This is a genomic window from Sphingopyxis sp. 113P3 (assembly GCF_001278035.1).
In the GTDB taxonomy this organism is placed as follows: domain Bacteria; phylum Pseudomonadota; class Alphaproteobacteria; order Sphingomonadales; family Sphingomonadaceae; genus Sphingopyxis.
The window spans coordinates 4,377,603-4,401,822 of sequence record NZ_CP009452.1 but is presented as its reverse complement, the minus strand read 5'-3'; the positions used below and the strand labels follow the sequence as shown (position 1 = coordinate 4,401,822).

At 65.4% G+C, this 24,220-nt stretch carries 19 protein-coding genes; 14 read left to right on the top strand and 5 right to left on the bottom strand.

Annotated features, from left to right (window positions below; all coding sequences use genetic code 11):
• The first annotated feature begins 76 nt into the window (after positions 1-76).
• The 5 genes from LH20_RS21335 (at position 77) to LH20_RS21315 (ending at position 8,785) form a co-directional block, all read left to right on the top strand.
• Entirely contained in the window at positions 77-1,480 is a 1,404-nt protein-coding gene (locus LH20_RS21335) for a M48 family metalloprotease (RefSeq protein ID WP_053556439.1), read from the top strand.
• A gap of 53 nt (positions 1,481-1,533) precedes the next feature.
• A complete protein-coding gene (locus tag LH20_RS21330; RefSeq protein WP_053555955.1) occupies positions 1,534-3,129 on the top strand; it encodes a DsbA family protein in 1,596 nt (531 codons plus the stop codon).
• 11 nt (positions 3,130-3,140) lie between these two features.
• Positions 3,141-4,955, top strand: a complete 1,815-nt coding sequence (locus LH20_RS21325; RefSeq protein ID WP_053555954.1) for a tetratricopeptide repeat-containing sulfotransferase family protein — start codon at positions 3,141-3,143, stop codon at positions 4,953-4,955.
• Positions 4,956-5,100: 145 nt separating this feature from the next.
• Positions 5,101-7,482 carry a TonB-dependent receptor gene (locus LH20_RS21320; RefSeq protein ID WP_053555953.1) on the top strand — a complete coding sequence of 794 codons (2,382 nt, stop codon included), beginning with the start codon at positions 5,101-5,103 and terminating at the stop codon, positions 7,480-7,482.
• Positions 7,483-7,540: 58 nt separating this feature from the next.
• The gene (locus LH20_RS21315) at positions 7,541-8,785 is read left to right on the top strand and encodes an amino acid permease (protein ID WP_083455531.1); all 1,245 of its coding nucleotides are present in this window, start codon (positions 7,541-7,543) and stop codon (positions 8,783-8,785) included.
• Here LH20_RS21315 and LH20_RS21310 read toward each other — a convergent pair.
• From LH20_RS21310 to LH20_RS21300, 3 genes are read right to left on the bottom strand one after another with little or no spacing between them, the layout of a single operon-like run.
• Positions 8,762-10,366, bottom strand: a complete 1,605-nt coding sequence (locus LH20_RS21310) for a phytoene desaturase family protein (RefSeq protein ID WP_053555951.1) — start codon at positions 10,364-10,366, stop codon at positions 8,762-8,764. The genes LH20_RS21315 and LH20_RS21310 overlap by 24 nt on opposite strands.
• Positions 10,363-11,583 carry an FAD-dependent oxidoreductase gene (locus tag LH20_RS21305; protein ID WP_268796084.1) on the bottom strand — a complete coding sequence of 407 codons (1,221 nt, stop codon included), beginning with the start codon at positions 11,581-11,583 and terminating at the stop codon, positions 10,363-10,365. Before LH20_RS21305 ends, LH20_RS21310 begins: the two co-directional genes overlap by 4 nt.
• Positions 11,580-12,746: an aromatic ring-hydroxylating oxygenase subunit alpha gene (locus tag LH20_RS21300; protein WP_053556437.1), complete on the bottom strand. Its 1,167-nt coding sequence runs from the start codon at positions 12,744-12,746 to the stop codon at positions 11,580-11,582. Before LH20_RS21300 ends, LH20_RS21305 begins: the two co-directional genes overlap by 4 nt.
• 33 nt (positions 12,747-12,779) lie before the next feature.
• On the opposite strand from LH20_RS21300, the gene LH20_RS21295 reads away from it, so the two are divergent.
• Positions 12,780-13,370 (top strand): TetR/AcrR family transcriptional regulator, encoded by a 591-nt coding sequence (locus LH20_RS21295; RefSeq protein ID WP_053555950.1) that lies wholly within the window; start codon positions 12,780-12,782, stop codon positions 13,368-13,370.
• Here the strand turns inward: LH20_RS21295 and LH20_RS21290 are convergent.
• Together LH20_RS21290 and LH20_RS21285 are read right to left on the bottom strand one after the other, a co-directional pair.
• Complete coding sequence (locus LH20_RS21290; RefSeq protein ID WP_053555949.1) at positions 13,365-14,423, bottom strand: acyl carrier protein; 1,059 nt, start codon at positions 14,421-14,423, stop codon at positions 13,365-13,367. The two genes, LH20_RS21295 and LH20_RS21290, sit on opposite strands and share 6 nt — an antisense overlap.
• Positions 14,424-14,503: 80 nt before the next feature.
• Positions 14,504-16,714: a dehydrogenase E1 component subunit alpha/beta gene (locus LH20_RS21285; RefSeq protein ID WP_235527054.1), complete on the bottom strand. Its 2,211-nt coding sequence runs from the start codon at positions 16,712-16,714 to the stop codon at positions 14,504-14,506.
• A gap of 157 nt (positions 16,715-16,871) precedes the next feature.
• On the opposite strand from LH20_RS21285, the gene LH20_RS21280 reads away from it, so the two are divergent.
• From LH20_RS21280 to LH20_RS21245, 8 genes are read left to right on the top strand one after another with little or no spacing between them, the layout of a single operon-like run.
• Entirely contained in the window at positions 16,872-17,567 is a 696-nt protein-coding gene (locus LH20_RS21280; RefSeq protein ID WP_053555948.1) for a hypothetical protein, read from the top strand.
• Positions 17,564-18,796, top strand: a complete 1,233-nt coding sequence (locus tag LH20_RS21275) for a hypothetical protein (protein WP_053555947.1) — start codon at positions 17,564-17,566, stop codon at positions 18,794-18,796. Before LH20_RS21280 ends, LH20_RS21275 begins: the two co-directional genes overlap by 4 nt.
• Positions 18,786-19,751: an AAA family ATPase gene (locus tag LH20_RS21270; RefSeq protein ID WP_053555946.1), complete on the top strand. Its 966-nt coding sequence runs from the start codon at positions 18,786-18,788 to the stop codon at positions 19,749-19,751. Before LH20_RS21275 ends, LH20_RS21270 begins: the two co-directional genes overlap by 11 nt.
• Entirely contained in the window at positions 19,748-21,079 is a 1,332-nt protein-coding gene (locus tag LH20_RS21265) for a DUF58 domain-containing protein (protein ID WP_053555945.1), read from the top strand. The genes LH20_RS21270 and LH20_RS21265 overlap by 4 nt, the downstream gene beginning before the upstream one ends.
• Positions 21,079-22,113, top strand: a complete 1,035-nt coding sequence (locus LH20_RS21260) for a stage II sporulation protein M (protein ID WP_053555944.1) — start codon at positions 21,079-21,081, stop codon at positions 22,111-22,113. Before LH20_RS21265 ends, LH20_RS21260 begins: the two co-directional genes overlap by 1 nt.
• Positions 22,110-22,985 carry an RDD family protein gene (locus tag LH20_RS21255; protein ID WP_053555943.1) on the top strand — a complete coding sequence of 292 codons (876 nt, stop codon included), beginning with the start codon at positions 22,110-22,112 and terminating at the stop codon, positions 22,983-22,985. The genes LH20_RS21260 and LH20_RS21255 overlap by 4 nt, the downstream gene beginning before the upstream one ends.
• Positions 22,972-23,673, top strand: a complete 702-nt coding sequence (locus tag LH20_RS21250; RefSeq protein ID WP_053555942.1) for a nitroreductase — start codon at positions 22,972-22,974, stop codon at positions 23,671-23,673. Before LH20_RS21255 ends, LH20_RS21250 begins: the two co-directional genes overlap by 14 nt.
• On the top strand, positions 23,670-24,188 hold the full coding sequence (locus tag LH20_RS21245) for a hypothetical protein (RefSeq protein WP_053555941.1): 519 nt from the start codon (positions 23,670-23,672) through the stop codon (positions 24,186-24,188). The genes LH20_RS21250 and LH20_RS21245 overlap by 4 nt, the downstream gene beginning before the upstream one ends.
• Positions 24,189-24,220: the final 32 nt, after the last annotated feature.

Genomic DNA, 24,220 nt, shown 5'->3' with positions numbered 1-24,220 from the left:
TTTGGCGCGCGCGGCCCCCAATAATCGGTCTATGGCTTCATTCGAGGTTCAGGCGCCCGGCGCAAGACCGGCGGCAATGACCGCCTCCCTTCTGCAGGCCGCGCTCGGTGGGCAGGGCTTGCGAGCCTTTTCCCGTTTCCTGATCACCTTGTTCGCGTTGATCGCGGTCGCAACGCGGCCCACGGCGGCCCAGTCGATCCTGCGCGACGCCGAGACCGAAGCGCTGCTTCAGGACATGATGGACCCGATCACCATGGCCGCGGGATTGCGCCCCGGACAGGTGCGCGTCCACCTGCTCAGCGATCGCAGCATCAACGCCTTCGTCGCGGGGAGCCAGGACATCTACGTCCACAGCGGCCTGATCGAGGCGGCGGACAGCGCCAATGAAGTGCAGGGCGTCCTCGCGCACGAACTTGGCCATATCATGGGTGGCCATGCGATTCGCGTCGGCGAGGGAGCCAAGGTCGCAACCGGCATCTCGCTGCTCAGTCTGCTGTTGGGCGCCGCGGCGATGGCCGCAGGCGGAGCTGACGCCGGCATGGGTATCATGATGGCAGGTCAGCAAGCCGCACTCGGCAAGTTCCTCGCCTTCAGCCGCGTTCAGGAAGCGACTGCCGACGCCGCAGGTGCGCAGTATCTGTCGAAGGCCGGAATCAGCGGCAAGGGCAGCCTCGATTTCTTCAAGAAGCTGCAAAACATCGAGTTCCGCTATGCGATCAAGCAGGATGACGATCAGGCCTATGGGCGTACCCACCCACTGTCCGGCGATCGCATCCAGGCCCTGCGCGAGGTTTATGTCGTCGACCCTGCTTGGAACAAGCCAAGCAATCCCGACATCGAAGAGCGGTTCAGGCGGGTAAAGGCTAAACTGGTCGGCTATATCGCCGAGCCCGCCAAGACGCTGCGCCTCTATCCCGAAAGCGACACGAGCGTCCCCGCCCATTATGCCCGAGCCTATGCATGGCATAAGGGCGCCTATCCCGACAAGGCGCTCGCGGAGACAGAGGCACTGCTCAAGGCTGATCCCGAGGACCCATATTTCCTCGAACTCAAGGGCCAGGTTCTGCTCGAATCGGGGCATCCGAAAGACGCGATCGCGCCGCTGCGCAAGGCGGTCGCCAACTCGCGTTCGGCGCCGCTCATTGCCGGGACGCTGGGTCATGCCCTCATCGCGACCGAGGATACAGCGAACTATGCCGAAGCCGAAGAGGTGCTGAAAACCGCAGTCGCGCTCGACAACGAAAATCCCTTTGCCTGGTATCAGCTTGGAATCGTCTATGCCGCGCGGGGCGATCAGGCGCGAGCCGCGCTCGCCTCGGCCGAACGCTACAGCCTCGAGGGTGGACAGCCAGCGCTCGCCCTGCGTAATGCCGAGATGGCGATGCAAGGCCTTCCGCAAGGCTCCTCCGACTGGATTCGCGCGCAGGATATTTCGCTCGTTGCGCGCGCCGAGGTAGAACGGACGCGCAAACGGCGCTAGAATCACGCGATTTTGGGGATGCATCGCTACCTGACGATGCACAAGGGCGACAAGTGACAGAGAAGAAAGAAGAATATTACCAGCCTTGGCTGCGCGATCCAGCGCCGTCGCAGACCGCCGCGCCTGTGTCCAGGAGCGACGAGGGCCTCGCGAAGCCGAAGGATACCACGCCAGTGGGGGTGGATCTGACGCGTTACGAGCAGCGCGCGGAGACGCCGCGCGATCCATTGTTCAAACCCGAGCAGCTCCGCGCGAGCGCGGCGGGATTCTGGCGCGCGGTGCGAAGCGGCGCGGCCGCTTTTGCCGACTGGACCATCAAGGCAGGTGAACGCGCCGACATTCCGGCGCGCCTCGAAGCGATGGAGCTTCCGCGCCGGTCGCGCGCGGCCGCCGCGGCTGCGGCGAGCGTCATGGTGACCGGAGCGCGGGCGGTCGGACGCGGCTCGGGACAGGCGGCCCGCGCCGTCGCCGCGACGAGCGGCAGGGTGTGGGAGAAGATGGCGCTTGGCGACAAGGCGCGCAAGCTCTCGAGCGAGGCCGGACGCGGGCTGGGCGAGGTGGCAGGGAAGACCAAGGCCGGACTGGCTGAGGTCGCGAAGGCAAGCAAGGAGGGACTGGGTGAGGCGGCGACCAAGCTGCGCCCCGCGCGCGAAGACCCTGCGCCGCCCCCTTCGGGGCTTGAACAATTGCTCGCGCGCGAGGAGGCCGAAGCGCGCAAGGCGAAGCCCGCAGCGCCAGACCTGCCGCTCTTTGCCGGCGCGCCGCCAACGGTGACACAGGCCCAGGCAGCGCAGCGCGCCGGAGCGGAGGAAGACGAGCCCACGCGCGATGCGGGACCCGCCGCACGCCCAGCGAAGCAGTCACAACGCGCCAAGGCAATGGCCGCGCCGCTCCCGGCGCGCGTGCAGGGGATATCCATGAATGATTTCCGCACCCGCGGCTGGCCGCTGGCACTCGGCGTCCTTCTGCTAGTCGGGGCCGCCTTCTGGCTCGGCGGTCGCTTTGGTGGCGGGATGAGCAAGAGCGAGGTCGAGACCATCGTCGCCGATTATATCCGCGCCAATCCGCAGATCATTCCCGAAGCGCTCGAAGCGCAGCGGGGACGCGAGATCGCCAGGGCAATCGATGCAATTCGCCCCGCGCTGGAAAAGCCTTACGCCGGCGCATGGGCGGGGAATGCCGATGGCGATGTCACGCTGGTTGTCTTCACCGATTACGCCTGTGGTTTCTGCAGGGCGAGCGTTCCCGACGTCGACCGGCTGCTGCGCGAGGACAAAAGGCTGAAGGTCGTATTCCGCGAGTTGCCGATCATTTCACCCCAAAGCCGGGACGCGGCGCTGATGGCGCTGGCGGCGGCGCGACAGGGCAAATATGACGCCTTCCACCACGCGATGTTCGCGGCGACGTCGCTCGATCGGACGGCGATCGCGGCTGCGGCCGAAAAGTCCGGCGTGGTAACCGACGGGAGCGCAGATGCGACCGCGAACGAGGCGCTGTTCCAACGCGAACTCGACAGCAATCTCGCGATCGCGAGTCAGCTTCAGCTCAATGCCACGCCGACCTGGGTGGTTGGCGACCAGATCTTTCAGGGGCAGGTTGGCTATGACGCGCTGCGTCAGGCGATCACCAAGGCGCGGTCCAAAGCGTGACGGCTGCGGGCATGGCGACCGTTTCCGTCGACGAAGCGCTCGCCAGTGCTCGCCGGCTACTGCGCGGCGAGCCCGCTGCAGCACTCGCGCAGGCCCGCGCGATCATTGCGGCGCTGCCGACGGCCGCTGAAGCCCACCGGATCGCGGCGCACGCTCTGCGCGCGCTCGGCCGCGAGGAGGAAGCTCAGCAAGCTTCACTCGCAGCGGTGAGCGCTGCGATCCACGATCCTGCCCTGATCGAGGCAGCGCTCGCGCTCGCCGAGAATCGCCTGCCTGATGCCGAAGGGGCGCTGCGCGCGCGGCTGAAGGCCGATGCGACCGACGTCGCGGCCATCCGCATGCTTGCGGAGGTTGCCGGGCGGATCGGGCGCTATGGCGACGCCGAAAAGCTGCTGTGCCGCGCACTCGAACTCGCCCCGGGATTCGGCGCGGCGCGCGCCAATCTCGCAACCGTTTATTACAAGCAGAACCGCTATGCCGAAGCCGTCGAGATGCTGGACGCGGTGCTGGGTGAGGATCCGGACAATCCCGCCCACGCAAACCTTAAGGCCGCAGCGCTCGGTCGCATCGGCGGCTATGACGAGGCGATCGCTCTCTATGAGGAGCTGACGCGCCGCTTTCCCGGCCACGCCAAGCTGTGGATGAGCTATGGCCATATGCTGAAGACCGTCGGGCGGCAGGACGACAGTATCGCCGCCTATCGCCATGCACTGAGTGCCGATCCCGGGCTCGGGGAACTGTGGTGGAGTCTTGCCAATCTCAAGACGATCCGCTTCGACAAGCGCGACCGCGCCGCGATGGAGGCCGCGCTGGAGGCCGCAGATGCAGCCGACAGCGGCCGCGACGACGATCGGCTGCATCTTCATTTCGCGCTCGGCAAGGCGCATGACGATGCCGGCGAGCCGGAAGCTGCCTTTCGCCATTATGTGGCAGGTAATGCAATCCGCGCGGATCAGCTCGGCTACGAGGCGAAGGAAACGACCGCTATCGTCGATGCCGCCATTGCGACCTTCACGCCTGCCTTTTACGTCGACCGCGCAGGCAGCGGTGACCCCGCCCCCGATCCCATATTCATCCTCGGCATGCCGCGGGCCGGATCGACGCTCGTCGAACAAATTCTCGCCAGCCATTCGGCGATCGAGGGCACGATGGAACTCCCCGACATCCCCGCACTCGCGCTGGGGCTCGGGCGCGAGGCGCTCGGTGACGGGCGGCGCTGGGTCGAGGCGGTTGCCGCCGCTTCACCTGAGAAACTCGCCGAGATGGGCGCTGCCTTCCTTCGCCGGACGCAGGTGCAGCGTAAAACGGGCAAGCCCTTCTATATCGACAAGTTGCCGAACAACTGGCTCTATGTTCCGCTGATCCGCCTGATACTTCCCCATGCGAAGATCATCGATGCGCGGCGGCATCCGCTCGACTGCTGCTGGTCCAATTTCCGCCAGCATTATGCGAAGGGGCAGGCGTTCAGCTATGACCTCGCCGACATGGGCGCCTATTATCGCGATTATGTGCGGCTGATGGCGCATATCGATGCAGTACAGCCGGGGGCGGTCCACCGCGTGATTCACGAGGCGCTCCTCGACGACCCGGAAGGCGAAGTTCGCGCCATGCTCGCCTTCCTCGGCCAGCCGTACGAGGCGGCATGCATGGCCTTTCACACCAATGCCCGCGCCGTCCGGACGGCGTCGAGCGAACAGGTGCGCCGCCCGATCAATCGGGACGGTGTAGGCCAGTGGCAACCCTACAAAGCCTGGCTCGAGCCACTTCGCGACGCCTTGGGCCCGGTCCTGGAGGCTTATCCAGGGACACCCAGCCTTTTCAGCTGAAGTCGACGCGCGCAAATTCGTTGCGTTTGGGCAACAGCAGCCGATATTTTCGACAAACCGCCCTGCTGCCTGGACAACAAAGCTTGCGCTTACGCTGCACTGCGTCATGCTCGCATCACACAGCTGTCATTTGAGGGGGGTTCTCATGCGTGATTTGAGGGCGGTGGTAGCAAAGAGCGGCGCGCTTCTGCTGGGCAGTACGATGCTCTGCACGTCAGGCGCGGCTTTCGCACAGCAATCGGGGACGAGAAGCAGTGACGATATCGTCGTCACCGCGTCGAAGCGCGAACAGAATCTGCAGGACGTTCCGCTTGCGATCACCGCGATCGGCACCGAGAGACTCAACGAGCTGCAGGTCAAGGAATTCCAGGACGTCGTCAAATTTCTGCCGTCGGTCACGATCCAGTCGCTCGGGCCGGGCTTCAGCCAGGTCTATTTCCGCGGCGTCGCGAGCGGGGAGAATGCCAACCATTCGGCGTCGCTGCCCACCGTCGGCACCTATCTCGACGAAATGCCGATCACGACGATTCAGGGCGCGCTTGACATCCACGCCTACGACCTGGCGCGCGTCGAGGCGCTCGCTGGACCGCAGGGGACGCTCTACGGCGCAAGCTCGATGGCAGGCACGATCAAACTTGTCACCAATCCGCCCGACACCAGCGGCACCTATGGTTCGGTCGGCCTCGAACTCAATAGCGTTGCGCATGGTGACATTGGCGGGGTCGCCGAAGGCTTCATCAACGCAAAGCTCAGCGACCGCGCTGCGCTGCGCCTCGTCGGCTGGTACCGCCATGATGGCGGCTATATCGACAATATCGCCGGCAGCCGTACCTATTTCTCGAGCGGCATCACGCAGGATAACGCTGCACTTGTCGAGAACGACTATAATGATGTCGACACCTATGGCGCCCGCCTTGCCCTCGGCATCGAACTCGACGACGACTGGACGCTACGCCCGACAGTGATGGGCCAGGTGCAGAAGGCGAACGGAAATTTTGCGCAGGAACGCTCGTCCGCGGTGACCCGCGACCTGCAGATCGTGCAGTATAATCCGGAGATGTCGAAGGACAGATGGCTCCAGGCCGCGCTGACCATCGAGGGCAAGCTCGGCAATTGGGATCTGACGGTCACGGGCGGCCATCTGCGGCGCAAGACCGTGGTTGACAGCGACTATTCGGATTACGCTTATTTCTACGACGCGCTCTATGGCTACGGCGCCTATTTTTATGACAATAATGGCGATCTGGTCAGCCCGAACCAGTATATCCACGGCATCGACCGCTACAAGAAGAGCTTCTTCGAGGCCCGCATCGCCTCTCCCTCCGACGCGCGGCTACGCTTTATCGGCGGCGTCTTCTGGCAGCGTCAGTCGCACAATATCGAGCAGAATTATATTATCGACGACATCGCCGACGCGATCACCGTTCCCGGCACGCCCAGCGACATCTGGTTGACCAAGCAGCTGCGCATCGATCGCGACTATGCCGTGTTCGGCGAGCTCAGCTTCGACATCACCGACCGGCTGACGCTGACCGGCGGCGGCCGGGTCTACAAGTTCGACAACAGTCTCGTCGGCTTCTTCGGCTATTCGGACGGTTTCGGCAGCACCGGGGTCGCGGGCTGTTTCGCCGGGCCCGTCGTCGCGGGATCACCCTGCACCAACCTCGACAAGCGGACGAAGGATACGGACTTCATCCACAAGCTCAACCTGACCTACAAGGTCACCGACGACGTCCTCGTTTATGGGACCTGGTCGCGCGGTTTCCGGCCCGGCGGCATCAACCGGCGCGGTACGCTGCCACCCTATGGCCCCGACACGCTCGACAATTACGAATTCGGGTGGAAATCGAGCTTCGGGCCGCTGCGCTTCAACGGCGCCGTCTATCAGGAAGATTGGGATGACATCCAATTGTCCTTCCTCGGGGCGAACGGCCTGACCGAAATCCGCAGCGCGGGCATTGCGCGGATCCGCGGCTTCGAATTTGACGTGGGTTATCGGGCGGGCGGGCTGTCGCTCAACCTCGGGGGCAGCTATAATGACGCGACGATCCGGCGCGATTTTTGCGCGATCGCCAACGACCAGTTCGACTGCTCGATCGACCCGCCGGGCCAGACCAACGCGCTGCTCGCTCCCGCGGGCACGCGGCTTCCCGTCACCGCCAAGTTCAAGGGCAATGCGGTCGCGCGCTACGACTTCCCGGTCGCGAGCCTTGACGGACATGTCCAGCTGGCGGTCAACCATGTCGGCAAGCGCCGGTCGGATCTGCGTATCTTCGAGAATGGAATCGTCGGCAATTTCAAGGCCTATACGACCGCCGACGTCAGCATCGGTGTCAAATCCGACGACTGGAGCGCCGAGCTGTTCGCGACCAACCTGTTCGACAGCCGCGGCGTCGTGAACAGCGCGGTCCAGTGCGGCGAGTCGATCTGCGGCGATCCGGACGGCATCAGTTCGACCGGCGGCGTCTTCTATGACAATGTCATCCGACCTCGGCTGATCGGGCTGAAGGTCAGCAAGGATTTCTGATCGACCGCATGCGTCGCTGACCCGGAGCGCCGGGCCGGAGCAACGGCTCGGCCTCCTGATGTGCGTCGCGCTGGTCATGGGGAATATGATCGGGTCGGGGGTGTTCCTGCTCCCGGCAAGCCTTGCTCCCTTCGGCTGGAATGCGGTCGCGGGCTGGGCTCTCACGATTGCGGGGGCGCTTGCGCTCGCGGCCGTGCTCGCGCGGCTGACCGTTGCCTTTCCCGAGGCGGGAGGCCCGACCGGCTTTGTCGAGCGCGCCTTCGGCCGCACCCCGAGCTTCATGATAGGCTGGGCCTATTGGATATCGGTATGGACGGCCAATGTGACGCTCGCGGTGGCCGCCGTCAGCTTTCTCAGCATCTTCGTGCCCGCATTGGGGCGGCATATGGCCGGAGCGACGATCGCGCTGATCTGGATCGTCACGGCAATCAACTGGCGCGGCGCCCGGGCGGCGGGGCGGTTCCAGATCACGACGCTATTGATCAAGCTCGTGCCGCTCGCCACGGTGATCGTGCTGATCCCCATCGCCTTCAGCCGCGACGAACCCGTGGCGCTGACGCCTTTCCCCGCAGAAGGATTGTCACTGACCACGGTCAGCGCCTCGGCTATCTTCACCCTGTGGGCGCTGCTCGGTTTCGAATCGGCAAGCGTGGCGGCGGACAAGGTCGATCGGCCATCGGTGACGATCCCGCGCGCGACGATGATCGGCACTGTGGCGACCGGCCTTCTTTATCTCACCGTCTGTTCAGCGATCATCCTGATGCTGCCAGCGAACTCGGTGGCGGGCTCGGGCTCGCCCTTCTCGCTGTTCGTCGAAACCTATTGGTCCCGCGAACCTGCCCTGCTGATCGCCGCCTTCGCTGCGGTGAGTGCGCTAGGGACGCTCAATGGGTGGACGCTGATTCAGGCCGAGCTCCCCGCAACGCTCGCACGGCAAGGATTGCTTCCCCGATGGTTCGCCCGGGCGAACGGTCACGGCACGCCGGCCAATGCGCTCGTTCTTTCGAGTGCAATCGCAACGGCCTGCGTGATCCTGAATGACAACAAGTCCACTGCAGAAATGTTCAATTTCATGGCCGTGCTCTCAACCTCGGTGACGCTGTGGCTTTACCTCGCCTGTGCGGGAGCTGCGCTGCGCCTCGGGGTGGCCATGCCGGTCGCGGCGCTCGGGCTTGTCTACGCGATCTGGACCCTCTGGGGTGCTGGGATCGGGGTCAGCGCGATGAGCTTGATCCTGATGGCGGCAGGGCTGCCGCTCTATTGGTGGACGCAGCGCAGCTCAGCGCCAGCGGGGCGCGAATAGGCCCCGGTCGCGCAGGACGACTTGCGCGGCATTGTGCCCAGGCGCCCCGGTCACGCCTCCGCCGGGATGGGTGCCCGCGCCGCACATGTAGAGGCCCTTGACCGGCCCGCGGTAGCCGCCATTTCCCAGCACCGGCCGGGCCGCCCAGAGCTGGTCGAGGCTCATATTCCCGTGCATGATGTCGCCGCCGACCAGCCCGAATTTGCGTTCGAGCCCCTTTGGGCTGAGCCGAGTCTGGCCGACGATACTGGCGCGAAAGCCAGGCGCGTATTTTTCGACCGTGTCGAGGATGGCATTGGCGGCCGTCTCTTCTTCATCGTCCCAGTCGCGGCCATCGGGCAGCTCGGGCGCGAATTGCTGGCAGAAGAGGCTCGCGACATGCTGCCCCGGGGGCGCGAGACTCTCGTCGACGGTCGAAGGGATCAGCATTTCGACGATCGGCGCCTTCGACCAGCCGAATTGCTTCGCATCGAGGAAAGCGCGGTCCATATAGTCGAGAGTAGGCGCAAGGATGATCCCCGACTGATGGTGCTCGCCCGGTTCGGGCAGGCATGTGAATTTGGGCAGCTCGGACAGGGCAACATTCATGCGGAACGTCCCGCTGCCCGCCTTGAAGCCCTTGATCCGGCGCTGGAAGTCATGCGGCAGGTCGGCCGCATCCATCAACCGTTCGTAAAGCAGCTTTGGCCCGACATTCGCGATGACCCGCGCCGCAGCGATTTCCTCGCCGCCCGCAAGCTTGACCCCGACCGCCTGGCCCCCGTCGACCAGCACCTTTGCAACCGGGCTTTCGAGGCTGATCTCGACGCCCAGGTCGCGGCAGACCTTTGCCATGATCTCGGTGATCCGTCCCATGCCGCCGACGCTATGGCCCCACGCCCCTTTCTTGCCGTTTACCTCACCGAAGACGTGGTGGAGGAGAACATAGGCGCTTCCTGGGGTGTCGGGGCTGGCATAATTGCCCACGACCGCATCGAAGCCGAAGGCGGCCTTGACCGCCTCGCTTTCAAACCAGCCGTCGAGCATCGTGCGCGCCGACTTGGTGAAGAGGTCGAGCACGTCGCGCTGTTGTTCGAGCCGGAGACTGGCGAAACGCCGCCCCTGCCGCGCGCCGTCGAGCAGCGTACGCAGCCCCTCCCCCACGTTCGGCGGAACTCGCAGCGCAAGATCGCGGAGCAATTCGGCGACATTTTCGAGCGCGTCATAATATTGCGGCAGCACGGCGGCATCGTGGGCGCTGAACTTCGAAAACTCGGCCTGCGTGCGCTCCAGCCCGCCGCCGAGCTTCAGATAGCCCCCATTTTCCTGCGGCAGGAAATTGCTGATCGGACGCTCGATGACGCGATAGCCATGATCGGCAAGCTTCATGTCGGCGATCACCTTCGGCTGCAGCAGGCTGACGGTGTAGCTTGCGACAGAGTTGCGGAAGCCAGGTGCGAATTCCTCGGTCACCGCGGCCCCGCCAACGACATTGCGCGCCTCAAGGATGCGGACCTTCAGTCCCGCGCGCGCGAGATAGAAGGCGCACACAAGACCGTTGTGGCCGGCACCGACGATGAGGGCGTCATAGGCTTTGGTCATGAATATTCTTTCGCAAGCGGGGATTCGACATGTTGGCGGCCGAAACCGAGGCCGAGCACACGGCCGGGTATGCGGCGCAAGAGCGGAACGGCGTCGAGCAGACGGACAGCGAAGGGAGCGCGGGTGATATCGCCGCGCAGCATTGGCTCGATCACGCGTCGGTGGGCAAAGCGCTGAAGGGCCTGCATCCGCGCCGTCGGCTTCGAGCGCAGCGCCTGCACGCGCGCGAGCAGAGGGTCGGGATCGGCTCCGGCGGCGAGCGGAGCTGCGAGGATGTTCGCAGCAGCAACGGCATCCTGCACCGCGAGGTTGATGCCCACGCCGCCGATCGGCGACATGGCGTGTGCAGCGTCACCTATCGCGAGCAGGCCGGGGCGCGACCAGCGGGTCAGCCGGTCGAGCGCGACGGAGAGCAGCTTGACGTCCTCGAAACTGCGAACCGCATCGACACTTGCAGCAAGGCCTGGAACCAGCGCCGCCACATTGGCGCGAAAGGCGGCGATGCCGCGCGCCTCGATCGCGGCAAGGTGACCTTTTTCAATGACCTGCGCGCATTGCCAATAATCACCGCGCGGGATGGCCACGACCATTCCACTGCGGTCGATCGTGCCGAGCGCGACGTCAGACATATCGGTCCCTGCGGGAACGGGAACGCGAAACCAGAGCACGTCCATGGGCGCACCCAGATCCTCAAGCGGGAGGTCGGCCGCGGCACGAAGCACCGATCGGCGCCCGTCCGCGGCGATGACGAGCCGCGCGGCCACCTGTTCACCATTTGCGAGCGCTACACCGTTGACGCGGCCGCCGCTATCATGGGTGAGCCCGGCCGCTTCGGTCGACATGCGCAGCTCGAAGGTCGGATAAAGCTTCGCCTGCTCCGCAACGAAATCGAGAAAGTCCCACTGGGGCATCATCGCAACGAAGGGCGCAGCGACGGGCAGATGCTTCAGTGTCGCGATCGTGTAGCGCTGCCCGAGCAAATTGAGCGTCATCGTGTCGAGCTTCGCGTGCGGTTCCTCGAGCAGTTTTTGAAGCAGGCCGATCTCGTGAAACAGCTCGAGCGTCGAGGGATGGACCGTGTCGCCGCGAAAATCGCGGAGGAAATCGGCATGTTTTTCGAGCACTACCACCTGCACCCCGGCACGCGCGAGGAGGAGCCCTGTAACCATGCCGGCCGGCCCCCCGCCCACGATGATGACAGGCGCGTTAGCGGTCAACGGTGGCTCCACCCCGGCGCCGGCGCCTTTTCCAGACGCGCTTCGGGAATGATCTCGCGCATGCGCGAACAGAAATGCTTGAGGCAGACCTCCTTCTCGCTGAGCGGCCCGACGCTGAAGCTTCGCGATTGCATGCCCTGCTGGACGCGCGTGATCAGGGCGGTGTCCTCGGCATTCACCTGACGGTTGATGCGCCAGTTGAGGTAGCGCGCGGCCTTCATCTCGCGGCGGTCGTCGGGGAGGACATAGCTGATTTCGCGTATCAGGCAGCGCGTCGGGCCGGTCGGCAGCCACTGCATGAAATCGACCTGGTCGGGATAGATATCGAACGCGACATTGGGCCAGAGCTTGAAATAGAGCCAGTGGCGCTGACGGTCGTCGGGAAGGTGGGGGACCGGGGGCAGCAGTTGCTGGTAGAGGCGCTCCGACCAGTTGGCCGAGGGGCGGTCGATCAGATCTCCCCACATGCGGTCGACGCGCTCCTCGGCCTCGACGCCGTAGCTTTTGCCGAACAGCCGGGTGAGACCGGGGTGCGCGACGGGGATGTGAAGGCCATCCGAATAATTGTCGCCGACATTCTTCCAATTGACCTCGCGCGGCCGGAGGGTGACGCGGCCGAGCGCACCAAGCTCCTCGAAACGATAGGCCTCGATCATCGCTTCATAGGGCGCCATCATCGACGCAACCGATGGGCCGCCGTCGTCGGCAAGACGCACGAACCAGAAGCCGCGCCATCGCTCCGCCTCGACGGGCGCAAGCCCGGCCTGGCCACGGTCAAGCGTGGGATAGCTCGCTGAATCGGGAACGCCGGTGAGCCGGCCGTCGAGTTCGTAGGTCCAGGCGTGATAGGGGCACACGAGCTTCTTCGCGCAGCCAGACGATCCGTCGACGAGGCGCGAGCCGCGGTGGCGGCAGACATTCGTGAAGGCGCGCACGATGCGGTCGGCGCCGCGGACGAGAATGACACTTTCTCCGATATAGTCGATGCTGTGCCAGTCGCCCGGATTCGGGATGTCGCTGTCATGGCAGACGACCTGCCAGCTGGGGCGGAAGATACGCTCCACCTCGAGCGAATAAAATTCGGGGTCGCTGTATGTCCATGCAGGGAGGGACCAGCCGTCCAGGGGGTCGAAGTTGGGGAATGTGCCGCGCAGCGTTGCCATGATCCGATCCTTGTTATACATACGTATAACAATATGCGACCCGCCCGCCAAGCCTTTACGCGCGAGAGCGCCGATGCCCGCAGAGGCGCGCTGATCGACGCAGCAGCGGCCTGCCTCGCCGAGCATGGGCTGGCTGGGACCAATGTCCGCGCCATCTGCGCGCGGGCGGGGGTGTCTCCGGGGTTGCTGCGCCATTATTTTGCCGGGATCGACGAGTTGATCGCCGCGACCTACCGGGCGACGAGCGATCGGATGGACGCGATTTTCGCGGCTGCGGTCGAGGCGGCGGGCAGTGACCCGCGCGCGCGCCTCACCGCCTATCTGACGGCAAGTTTCCGTCCGCCCGTGACCGACCCCGAACTATTGGGCGCGTGGACCGCTTTCTGGGCGCTGGCGCGGTCCGATGGACGGATGGCCGCGATTCACGCCGAAAGCTACGCCGGCTACCGTGCACGGCTCGGCGAGCTCCTGGCCGCGTGCGGTGCAGCCGAGCCCGGTCGGCTGGCTATCATGCTGACGGCAATGGTCGACGGATTATGGCTCGAACTGTCGCTCGACCCCGCAAGCTTCGGTGGCAAGGCGGCAGCACAGATGGTCGAGCGGGCGGTCGCTGCGCTTCTATGACGAGCCGCGGACGACGCGGGCGCGCTGCTCGGGGCGAGCCATGGAGAGGAGGATCGGGTCGGAGGCCTGCCGCGCCGCAAAATCGGCCTTGCCCGTCAGCCCCTGCCAGCCGATCCCGATCAGCGCCTGCGCGATGGCGCCGCCCAGCGTATCGCCGGGGCCGGGAAGGATCAGTACATCAGGCGCAAACTCCATGACCGCGACCTGCACCGAGCGCGCGAAGTCATAGGGGCAAAGGATCTGGTGGCCGAAGCTATAATCCCAGATTTCAGCCGGATTGCTGGAAAAGCGGCGCCAGACATGGCCGCGGCCGTCAATCATCGGCATCGCGGGCCCGCCGAACAGCGACGGCGGGAGTTCAGCCTTTGCCCTGGTTGAACTCCCCACCATCAGCGGCGTGTGAAAGGGACCGTGACCGGCGAGGCGCAGAGGATCGCGGCCCGGCGTGGGCGGCGCTTCGGCAGCAAGCGCGGCGAGCCCTTCCTCATTGCCCGCGAGCACAAGCATTCCGCCAAGGTCGATCGAGAGGCCGAGAGAATGGCCCGGACGCGCGCCGATGTCAGCGGCGCACGCGAGCAAAGCTTCGCGCAGGCCCGGCACGGGACGCCAGTCCTCATCGACGACCTGAAGCAGCATTTGTCCGCCGGGGCCGTGCGACTGGCTGTTCACTCCCATGGCGTTGGCGATGCGAAAGCCGTCCTCGACCGACACCGCCCCCCCGATCGCGAGCGCACTGTACCAGCCCATCGAATTGCCGAGAGTGCCCACGATCTCGAAGGCGTCGCGATCGATGCTCAGATAGTCGAGGATCGTCGCGGTGTAGATCAGCGGGGCGGCGACATCGCCGCGCATGTGCACAGCCACGCTGAAACGCTCAGCGCCGTCGAGTTCGGTCACCGGTGGCTGGCCTCGGTCGCGGCGATGAGCGTCGAAGCGGGCGATGAGGTCGCCAAAGCGCGTGCCGTGAAGACGGGCTATGCTGCCAAGCTCACCCTTGCCGTATGTACCGCGGCCCGGGGCGATGATGAGGGCGGTTTTTCTTCTGTCAGCCATCGTGTCCTACTTGCGCTCGTACCGAGCTTGTCGAAGCAATTTCGCTTTTCACCCCGCCCACGGATTGAAGGTGCAGACGATCAATGCGCCAGCAATTCTTTCGCTGCCGCCACAATGCCGTCCCGGCTCGGCAGGGTCAGCGTAGCCGCCTTGCCGAGCGGAATGAAGCTGTCGTCGGCGGCGATGCGCCTCAGTTTCTTGCCAGGCGCGCGCTCGGTAAACAAGGCCATCAGCCCCTCGCTCTGCGATCCGGTGATGCGGCATTCGTCGACGATCAGGATGCGCTTTGCCTCCCCCACCGCGGCGAGCAGCTTGTCCTCGTCGACCGGGCCGAGCCAGCGCATATCGATGACACGCGCCTTCACGCCTTCCGCGGCGAGCAGCTTCTCGGCCTGGCGCGAGAGATAATAGCCGTTGCCATATGTGACGATTGCCAGCTCGGTCCCGTCACCGTGCACGCCGACATCGCCGAGAGCGATTGGCCTTCCCTCGCCCGGCGCCTCGTAGATGCTGGTCCAAAGACCATCCCCTTCCTCATGGAGATCGCGGGTCATGTAGAGCGCGATCGGTTCGACAAAGACGACCACCCGCTGCTCCTCGCGCGCTAGCCGCACGCATTCGCGGAGCATATGCACCGCGTCGCGCCCGTTGGAGGGTACCGCAAGAATGATACCGGGAATGTCGCGAAAGACCGCAAGGCTGTTGTCGTTGTGGAAATGACCCCCAAAGCCCTTTTGATATCCGAGCCCCGCGATGCGGATGACCATCGGATTGGTGTACTGGCCATTCGAGAAGAAGCTCAAGGTCGCAGCCTCGCCGCGAATCTGGTCCTCGGCATTGTGGACATAGGCAAGGAACTGGATTTCGGGCATCGGGATAAAACCGTTGTGCGCCATGCCGATCGCGAGGCCCAGTATTGCCTGCTCGTCGAGTAATGTATTGACGACGCGCGCGGACCCGAAGCGTTGATGGAGTTTGGCGGTGACATTGTAGACACCGCCCTTCGGCCCGACATCCTCCCCCGCGACGACAATCTCGGGATAGGCGAGCATCAGGTCTGCGAGCGCCCAGGAGAGGAGCCGGGCCATATGCATCGGCTTGTCCATCTGGCTCGCGTCGCTGCCGAACATCGCAGCGCGATCCTCCGCCGACGGGGTGTTCGTGCGCACCCTCTCCCGCTTCGGCGGAATCAGGCTGGCCATCACTCCGGCGGGTGTCGTGATCTTGGGCCGCCGGATCGCCGCTTCGGCCTGCCGCGCGAGCGTCGCGCCGATTTCTTCATAAGCGTCGGCGATCTCGGCGGGAGTCATCCAGCCCTGCTCGGTCATCAGCGCGGCACCCTTCAACAAGGGATCGCGCGCCTCATCGGCCTCGATCAGCGCCTTGGGCAGGTAGGCACCCTGCACGTCCGAGCCGGCGTGGCCGTATAGCCGCACTGTCGCCATGTGAAGGAACACGGGCTTGCGATAGCGCCGCGAATAGTCGGCGGCTTCGCATGCACCTGCATAGGCCGACACCAGATCGGTACCGTCACACCGGACATAATGGAGCCCCGCGCGGTGGCGGAATTGCGCCTCGATCCAGCCCGTGGGCGTGCGCGTCGAAATGCCGATGCCATTATCTTCGCACAGGAAAATGAGAGGCATCGGCGATCCCTGGAACGCTGCCCAGCCTGCCGTGTTGAAGGCGCCCTGCGCGGTCGAATGGTTCGCCGAGGCATCGCCAAAGCTCGCGAGCACCACCGCATCGTCAGGAAGGGGCAGGCCGGTCATTGCGAGCCGCCGCGCGATGCCGATCGAAAAGGCGGCGCCCACCGCCTTGGGCAGGTGCGAGGCGATCGTCGAAGTCTGCGGCGGGATGGCGAGCAGCTTTGACCCGATGACCTTGTGCCGACCGCCCGAGATGGGGTCCTCGCTCGATGCGGCGAAGCTCAGCAGCATGTCCCACGTGGGCGTGCCGCCGGGAAGCTGGCGCGCGCGGTGAAGCTGGAAAGCATTCGAGCGATAGTGAAGGAAGGCCATGTCGGTTACGCGCAGCGCCGCCGCCACCGCGGCGTTGCCCTCGTGCCCGGATGAACCGATCGTATAGAAACCCTCGCCGCGCGCCTGAAGATGGCGCGATAGCCGGTCCATCTGGCGGCTGGTCAACTGCGAGAGGAAAATGTCGATCGCCTCGGCGCGCGGCAGGCCCACGGCGGCAGGGTCGGGGCTCTCGTCGCGCCGCGGTAGCGCGCCGGCGGCGAGCGCCGCGAGAAATTTTTCATGTACCGCCTGTGCCGCGTCCACCGCCATCCTCCATCCACCGGCCGGGAAGTTGCATTTGCAACTATCCGGATCGTGCCGCGCGCTAAGACGGAGCAGTCCCTCGCGCAAGCATCTCTTGCCTTGTCGCGCGGCCTCGCGCTACCACTTGTCGCGTGAACATGCTGGGCGGGGCCAAACTTTCGACATGATGTCGCTGTGGATCGCGCAGGCATCGGCCGCGGCCGGAGAGCCCGGGCAGGGATGGTTGATCGATCCCGAACTCGTCGACCCGGGATACAGCCAGACCATGGCGGGGGGCGATATCCAGACGCGCTTTCCTGTTGCCCCGCCGCCGCCCGAAACCCCCGAGTGGCTCAAGACCCTGTTCGAGGCGATCGGCGAGTTTTTCCGGTGGAGCGCACCCGCCCTCAAACCGATGCTCTGGATCGCGGCGATCCTGCTGGCGCTGTTCCTGCTCTATCATTTCGTCCCCGCCTTCGCGCGCTGGGTCGACAATCTTCCCTTGAGGCGGGAGCGGCGATCCGAGGCCGAGGATGAGACAGTGGGGCACGCCGAAGCGGGGGCAGCGCGCGCGCTCCTCGCCGAGGCCGACGCACTCGCCGCCGCAGGGCGCTTCGATGAGGCGGTGCATCTGCTGCTCTATCGAAGCGTCGAGGATATTGAGGGGCGGCGGCCGGGACTCGTCCGGCCCGCATTGACGTCGCGCGCGCTTGCCGAGGCGCGCGATCTGCCCACGGTCGCGCGCAGCGCCTTCAGTCGGATTGCGCGCGCGGTGGAGATCAGCCTGTTCGGCGGGCGCTCGATCGACTCGGACGCTTGGGCAGCGTGCCGGTCGGCTTATGCCGAGTTGACGGTTGCGCGAAACTGGGCCCGCGCGTGACGGGCGCGGCGAGCGATAGCAGCTTCAATCCGAGGCTGATCGGCGGGGTCGTCGCGGTCGGCGTCGCCGCCTTTATCGCGCTGTGGGCTCTGGTTGCGCTCGGCCCGCAGCTGTCGGGCGGGAAGGACGGTGGCGGGCACGCGTTGTCGAACGGCGCGCCAGGCTATGCCGCAATGATCGATCTGCTCGAGCGCGCAGGCGCCGAAGTCGAGGTAAGGCGGCGGGTCGAACCCTATCGCTACGACGATTATGCCCAGCTCGCCGTTCTGACCCCGACCCACGAGACGCGGCCCGGCGCGATGCAGGAGATACTGGCAGCGCAGGGCGGCGCGCCGACGCTGATCGTCCTGCCAAAATGGCAGCTTCTCCCGGTGCCGGGCGAAAGTAAGAAGCCGGGCTGGTCCGGCCCCGGCATTCGCGCACCGGCACCGACCCGGCTCCTGCCCGCCGACTGGTTCGGCGAGGTTGATGTGGAGATCGAAGCGGCGAAGAGCGCCCGCGGTCGCGGCATTCTCGCAGGGCGTGGGATCGACATTCCACTTCCCGAGGATGTCCAGACACTTTCGGGGCCGGACCTTGAAACGCTGATCGAGGCGCCGGGCGGCGGCGCGGTGCTGGCTCGAACAAAAAACCGCGACATCTACATTCTCGCCGACCCCGACCTTATCGACAATCTGGCCTTTGCATCGCGCGACACGGCGCGCGCGGGCGCGATGCTCCTCGATGCGATCAGCGAGGACGCCGACGCCGACGGCATCGCCTTCGACGTGACGCTGAACGGGTTCGGCAGCCAAAGATCGCTGCTGCGCTTCGCCTTTGTTCCGCCTTTTATTGGCATCACTCTCTGCCTGATTGCCGCGGGATTGCTCGCGCTGTGGCAGGCCGCCATGCGCTTTGGCCCGGCCCTCAGGCCGGCTCGCGCTATCCCGGTTTCAAAGGCGGCACTGATCGCCAACAGCGCGGATCTCATAAAGCAGGCAGGGCGCGAGCTCGACAGTGCAGGCGCTTATGTGGTGAACCAGCGCACGGCAATTGCGCGGCGACTTCACGCGCCGGCCGGTCTTGATGCGAGCGCAACCGATGCGTGGATCGATCGCCGCCTGACCGCGCAAAACGAAGGCTTTTCAGCGCTCGCCCGGAGGCTGCCGCTCGCACGCAGCGCCCAGGAATTTCTCGCGGACGCGCAAGCGCTGCACGATATCAGGAAGGATTTATTGCGTGACGGCTAACAGCATCGAAGGCGTTGCAGCGCTCGGCGCCGCGATCGAGGGCGAGGTCGCAAAGGCGGTGTTCGGACAGGGGCCCCTGACCCGCATGGTTACGATTGCGCTGCTCGCTGGCGGCCACGTGCTCCTCGAGGGACCGCCGGGAACGGCCAAGACCTTGCTCGCGCAGGCATTTGCGCGCGCGGTCGGGCTCGAATTCGGGCGCATTCAGTTCACCCCCGACCTGATGCCCGGAGACATTCTGGGGTCCAACCTGTTCAATTTTCAGACGTCGAGCTTTACCTTGACCAAGGGCCCGATTTTCACCGAGCTCCTTCTCGCCGACGAGATCAACCGCACGCCGCCCAAAACACAGGCGGCACTGCTCGAGGCGATGCAGGAACGGCGCGTGACGATCAACGGCGAGCCCCATCCGATGAGCCCGCGCTTCACCGTGCTCGCAACGCAGAACCCGATCGAACAGCAGGGTGTCTACCCGCTGCCTGAGGCGCAACTCGATCGTTTCCTGTTCAAACTCGTCGTCGACTATCCCGGTGCCGACGAGGAACGGCGCATCGTCGCCGATCATGGCGGACGCTTCAAAAGCCCGGCGGTGGGCGATTTCGGCGTCACGCAGGTTGCCGACGCCAGAACAATCGCGGCGGCGATCGACACGATTGCGACGGTTCGCCTCGCTGACGAGATCATCGACTATATCGTCCGGCTCGTCCGCGCGACGCGCGAGAGCGCCGATCTTGAGTGCGGAGCGAGCCCGCGCGCCGCAACGCTGCTGGCGCGCGCGGCCTGCGCCGCGGCAGCACTCGACGGACGCGACTATGCGATCCCCGACGACGTCCAGCGTCTCGCCGCGGGCGTGCTCCGCCACCGCGTCATCCTGTCGCCGGCGGCCGAGATCGAAGGTCGCAGCGTCGAACAGGTCGTCGCGTCGCTGCTCGAACTGGAAGAGGTGCCCCGGTGATATACCCGACCCGCCGGGCCATTTATCTGCTGCTCGCGGGCGCGCCGACCGCACTCGCGCTCGGGCTGATCCAGCCCGAGCTGTGGCTGGCCGCGCCAGGCTGGATCGCCTTCCTCCTCGCGTGCCTGTGTCTCGATACAATAGCTGGGCCGAGCCCGCGGCAGCTTGCGCTCGACGCGCGCTTTCCGCGCCAGATCGGCGTCGGCGAACCCTTCGATCTCTCGATCAACGCGAGGGGGCCGCGCGCGGCGCCGCGCCGCGCCGAAATCGCGCTGGCTGCCGACGAGCGAATCGCGCCGGGTGGCCGCATCGCAGATGAGGCACGCACCCCCGAGGGCGAAGGCGGCGATGCCCGGATGCTGACGCGTACTCTCACGCTCACGGCCACCCGGCGCGGACAGGCCGAGATCGCGGCCCTTTGGATCCGCTGGGCGGGCCCCCTCGGCCTTGTCTGGAAGCAGCGCCGCTTCGCAATAGGCCGCGCGATCGCTGTCGTCCCGAACTTGCGCGCGGTGAGCGAAGAAGGTCGGCGGCTTTTCCAGCGCAACAGCTGGTTCGGCCTGCGGCAGCAGCGACTGCGCGGCGAAGGCAGCGAGTTCGAGGCGCTTGCCGAATATCATCCGGGCATGGACCGCCGCGCGATCGACTGGAACGCCTCGGCGCGGCACGTCAAGCTGCTTGCCAAGGAATATCGGGTCGAGCGCGACAATCGCGTCGTGCTCGCGATCGACGCCGGACGCACGATGGCCGAACCCGTCGGCGGCATGCCGCGCGTCGACCGCGCCGTATCCGCAGCGCTGCTGCTTGCCTATGCCGGGCTCAAGCTTGGCGATCGGATCAGCCTCTTCTCCTTCGCCGCGCAGCCGCAGGCGCTGACCCCGGCCTATATGCATACGCGGGATTTCCCGGCGCTGCAGCGCGCCGCGAGCCGGATCGACTATGCGCATGTCGAAAGCAATTTCACGCTCGCGCTGACCGCGTTGTCCGCCGCACTCAACCGCCGTTCGCTGATCATCCTGTTCACTGAGTTCACCGACGCGACCAGCGCCGACCTGATGATACGCGCCGCGGGCCGGCTCGTGAAAACGCATCGGCTGCTTTGCGTGGTGATGCGCGACGAGGAGCTGGAAAGCGAAGAGCGGCGCCGGCCCGAATGTGCCGCCGACGTCACGCGCGCCAATGTCGCGGCAGCGTTGCTCCTGGACCGCCAGCTCGTCATTGCGCGGCTGCAGCGACTGGGCGTTGACGTGATCGAGGTGCCAGCAGACGCAATGGGAGCGAGCGTTGTTGAGGCCTATCTTGGCATCAAGCAGCAGGGCGGCCTTTGATGCGGCCCGCGATCTCAGGCTCGGCTCCCGCGACCCCGACCTTCTCGACCAGCCGCTTCAGGGCCGAGCGCGAGGCTGACTGGATCGCTTTCGACGCCTTGCTCACCCGCCTCGAGAAGAGGGGCGCAAAGGCGCTGTCCAGCGAGGAATTGCTACAGCTCCCGCTCCTTTATCGCGCCACCCTGTCGTCGCTGTCGATCGCGCGCGCCACGAGCCTCGACAAGGCGCTGCTCGATCATCTCGAGGCGCTGTCGATTCGCGGCTATTTCCTGATCTATGGCGTGCGCCAGTCTCGGCTCGACCGGGCGAAGCGCTTTTTCCTGCACGACTGGCCTGCGGCGGTGCAGTCGGTGTGGAAGGAGACGCTCATCATCGTCCTGATCCTGCTGCTCGGCACGCTGACGAGCTGGAGTCTCGTTACCCACAACCCCGAATGGTATTATAATTTCATCCCTGAAGAGCTGGCCGGCGGACGCGATCCGCGCGCGAGCGCCGAGTTCCTGCAAGGCACCCTCGGCCACGGCAGGGCCGCTGGCGAACAGGAGGGCGCGCTCCACATGTTCGCGACCTATTTGTTCACCCACAACAGCCAAGTGTCGATCATGTCCTTTGCCCTGGGTTTCGCCTTCGGCATACCGACCATGATGCTCGAATATTATCAAGGCATCAGCCTTGGCGCGATGATCGCCATCTTCACTTCGAAAGGGCTGGGGTTCGATTTCGGCGGCTGGCTTTTCATCCACGGCACCACCGAATTGTTCGCCGCCGCGCTGTCGGGCGCAGCGGGGCTGCGAATCGGAGCAGCGGTGGTCTTTCCCGGCGCGCGCGGGCGGCTTCAGGCGGCGGCGGACGCGGGGCGCACGGCAGGCAAGGTAATGGTCGGCGTGATCATCATGCTGCTTGTCGCCGGATTGCTCGAAGGCTTCGGCCGGCAGCTGATCACCGAGACGCTGCTGCGCTATGGCATAGGCACACTGATGCTGCTCTTCTGGCTCGGCTATTACTACCTGCCGCGTCAGGAGACGGGCTCATGACGACAGCCGCTGTCCATGCGCGAGCGCAGGCGCTGCGCAAGAGCAAGGTCCGCCAGTTCGTGACTCCCGAGGGCGTCGATCTCGAGCTCAGGATCGCAAGTGCCGGTCTCCGGCTGGGCGCTCTGGTCATCGACATCAGCCTTATACAGCTCATCCTTCTCGGCTTCACCCTGCTGATGATCTGGGCGCTGGGCGCGTCTCAGTCGTCGATTGCGATCAGCATCTGGATGCTCGGCGCCTTTGTGCTGCGCACTTTCTGGTTCATCGGGTTCGAGCTCGGGCAGCGCGCAGCAACGCCGGGCAAAAGGCTTGTCGGAATCCGCGTGGTCGCGCGCGATGGCGGGCGGCTGACCGCCGACGCCGTCGTAGCGCGGAACCTGATCCGTGAGCTCGAGATCTTCCTCCCGCTCACCTTCATCGGTTTCAGCGCCGCCGAGGAAATGGTGAACTGGTGGACAATGCTCGCGGGTTTTATCTGGTCACTGACCCTCAGCCTCTTCCTCTTGTTCAATCGCGACCGAATGCGGATGGGCGACCTGATTGCGGGAACCTGGGTCGTGATGGCCGAGCGGGTGAAGCTCGACCGCGACATTGCCGCGGCCGCCGAGGCGGCGGCCGCGGCGCTGACCTTCAGCGATGCCGAGCTTTCCGTATACGGCATTTTCGAGTTGCAGGAGCTTGAGCGCGTGATTCGCGCCGCCGACGCGCGAGCGATGCGCGAGGTCGCGGACACGATCCGCGCGAAGATCGGGCGCCCCGTCGCCGAAGAGGATGACGTCTTCCTGCTTTCCTATTATCGCCAATTGAAGGCCCGGCTCGAACGCAAATTGCTGTTCGGCAAGCGCCGTGAGGACAAATATGCCAGCGACTGACACACTCTCCCTTAGCGTAACCGAAGCCCTCCATCGTCGCCGGTCGGTGCGCGCCTTCACCAGCGAACCGGTCGACCTCTCGGTACTGCAGTCAGTTTTCCAAGCCGCGCAGCGCGCGCCCTCGGGGGGCAATCTTCAGCCGTGGCAGGCGACGCTTCTCACCGGCGCGCCATGGCAGGCGGTGAAGGACGCAGTTGCGGCGCGTATCGCCATGGGGCGCGAGGGGTATCAACCCGAATATGACATCTACCCCAAGGAGCTGACGGATCCCTGGGAAAGTCGCCGTTTCGGGGTGGGAGAGGCGCTCTATGCCTCGCTCGGGATTCCGCGCGAGGACAAGAAGGCGCGGCTTGGCCAGTTCATGGAAAATTACCGCGGCTTCGGTGCGCCGGTGATGCTCTTTCTTCATTGCTCGCGCATCATGGGGCCGCCGCAATGGTCCGACATGGGCATGTGGCTGCAATCGGTGATGCTTCTGCTCGTCGAGCACGGCCTTGCAAGCTGCCCGCAAGAATGCTGGGCGATGTATGGCGCAACGGTGCGCAAGACGCTGGGGCTCGGCGAGGATCAGATATTGTTCGCGGGCCTCGCAATCGGCCATGCCGATACCGACGCGGCGGTGAACCAATGGCCGGTACCCCGCGTTGAACTGGACGAAGTGATCGACTGGCGGGGGTTCGACCGATGACGCGATGGAAAAGCGCCGCCCAATATGCGCTGACCGCAACGCTGGCACTATTTGCCGCGAGCTGCACCGCGATTCCGACGCCCGAGGCGCCCCCGCCCGCGCCGCCGCCGGCGGCACCGCCCGCTCCTCCCCCAGCGGCGGCTCCCGCCCTGCCATGGGACCAGCGCGCGCTCTACAATGGCGCCTGGCGCTACGACGCAGGCAGTCGCACCGCAGCTTTCGTTGAGACCGGAGCCGTCAATCCGCTGGTCACGCTGGCGTGCAGCGGCGGCGGAATCCGGCTTTCCGCAGCGCTCGGCCCGGCAGGTCAGCCGATCGACGTGGTGCTGCTCACCAGTGCGGGCACCGACAGGCTGCGCTTCGATGGGACGGGCATCACCTTGCCCGCGAATGACGGACGGCTCGACCGCATAGCCTTCAGTCGCGGCCGCTTTGCGCTGGAGGCAAGCAACGGCCGCGCCCTCACTCTGCCGGTGCACTCGGAGATCGGCCGCGTCATCGAGGATTGCCGGTAGGCGGTGCCCCTTGCAAGGTCGGGGCAAGGATC

Excerpts from the sequence above, each read along its gene's own strand:
- LH20_RS21310 (WP_053555951.1), bottom strand. The coding sequence starts at position 10,366 with ATGACCAAAGCCTATGACGCCCTCATCGTCGGTGCCGGCCACAACGGT.
- LH20_RS21320 (WP_053555953.1), top strand. The coding sequence starts at position 5,101 with ATGCGTGATTTGAGGGCGGTGGTAGCAAAGAGCGGCGCGCTTCTGCTG.
- LH20_RS21255 (WP_053555943.1), top strand. The coding sequence starts at position 22,110 with ATGACGACAGCCGCTGTCCATGCGCGAGCGCAGGCGCTGCGCAAGAGC.
- LH20_RS21335 (WP_053556439.1), top strand. The coding sequence starts at position 77 with ATGACCGCCTCCCTTCTGCAGGCCGCGCTCGGTGGGCAGGGCTTGCGA.
- LH20_RS21245 (WP_053555941.1), top strand. The coding sequence starts at position 23,670 with ATGACGCGATGGAAAAGCGCCGCCCAATATGCGCTGACCGCAACGCTG.
- LH20_RS21325 (WP_053555954.1), top strand. The coding sequence starts at position 3,141 with ATGGCGACCGTTTCCGTCGACGAAGCGCTCGCCAGTGCTCGCCGGCTA.
- LH20_RS21250 (WP_053555942.1), top strand. The coding sequence starts at position 22,972 with ATGCCAGCGACTGACACACTCTCCCTTAGCGTAACCGAAGCCCTCCAT.
- LH20_RS21285 (WP_235527054.1), bottom strand. The coding sequence starts at position 16,714 with ATGGCGGTGGACGCGGCACAGGCGGTACATGAAAAATTTCTCGCGGCG.
- LH20_RS21295 (WP_053555950.1), top strand. The coding sequence starts at position 12,780 with ATGCGACCCGCCCGCCAAGCCTTTACGCGCGAGAGCGCCGATGCCCGC.
- LH20_RS21260 (WP_053555944.1), top strand. The coding sequence starts at position 21,079 with ATGCGGCCCGCGATCTCAGGCTCGGCTCCCGCGACCCCGACCTTCTCG.
- LH20_RS21315 (WP_083455531.1), top strand. The coding sequence starts at position 7,541 with ATGTGCGTCGCGCTGGTCATGGGGAATATGATCGGGTCGGGGGTGTTC.
- LH20_RS21290 (WP_053555949.1), bottom strand. The coding sequence starts at position 14,423 with ATGGCTGACAGAAGAAAAACCGCCCTCATCATCGCCCCGGGCCGCGGT.
- LH20_RS21300 (WP_053556437.1), bottom strand. The coding sequence starts at position 12,746 with ATGGCAACGCTGCGCGGCACATTCCCCAACTTCGACCCCCTGGACGGC.
- LH20_RS21280 (WP_053555948.1), top strand. The coding sequence starts at position 16,872 with ATGATGTCGCTGTGGATCGCGCAGGCATCGGCCGCGGCCGGAGAGCCC.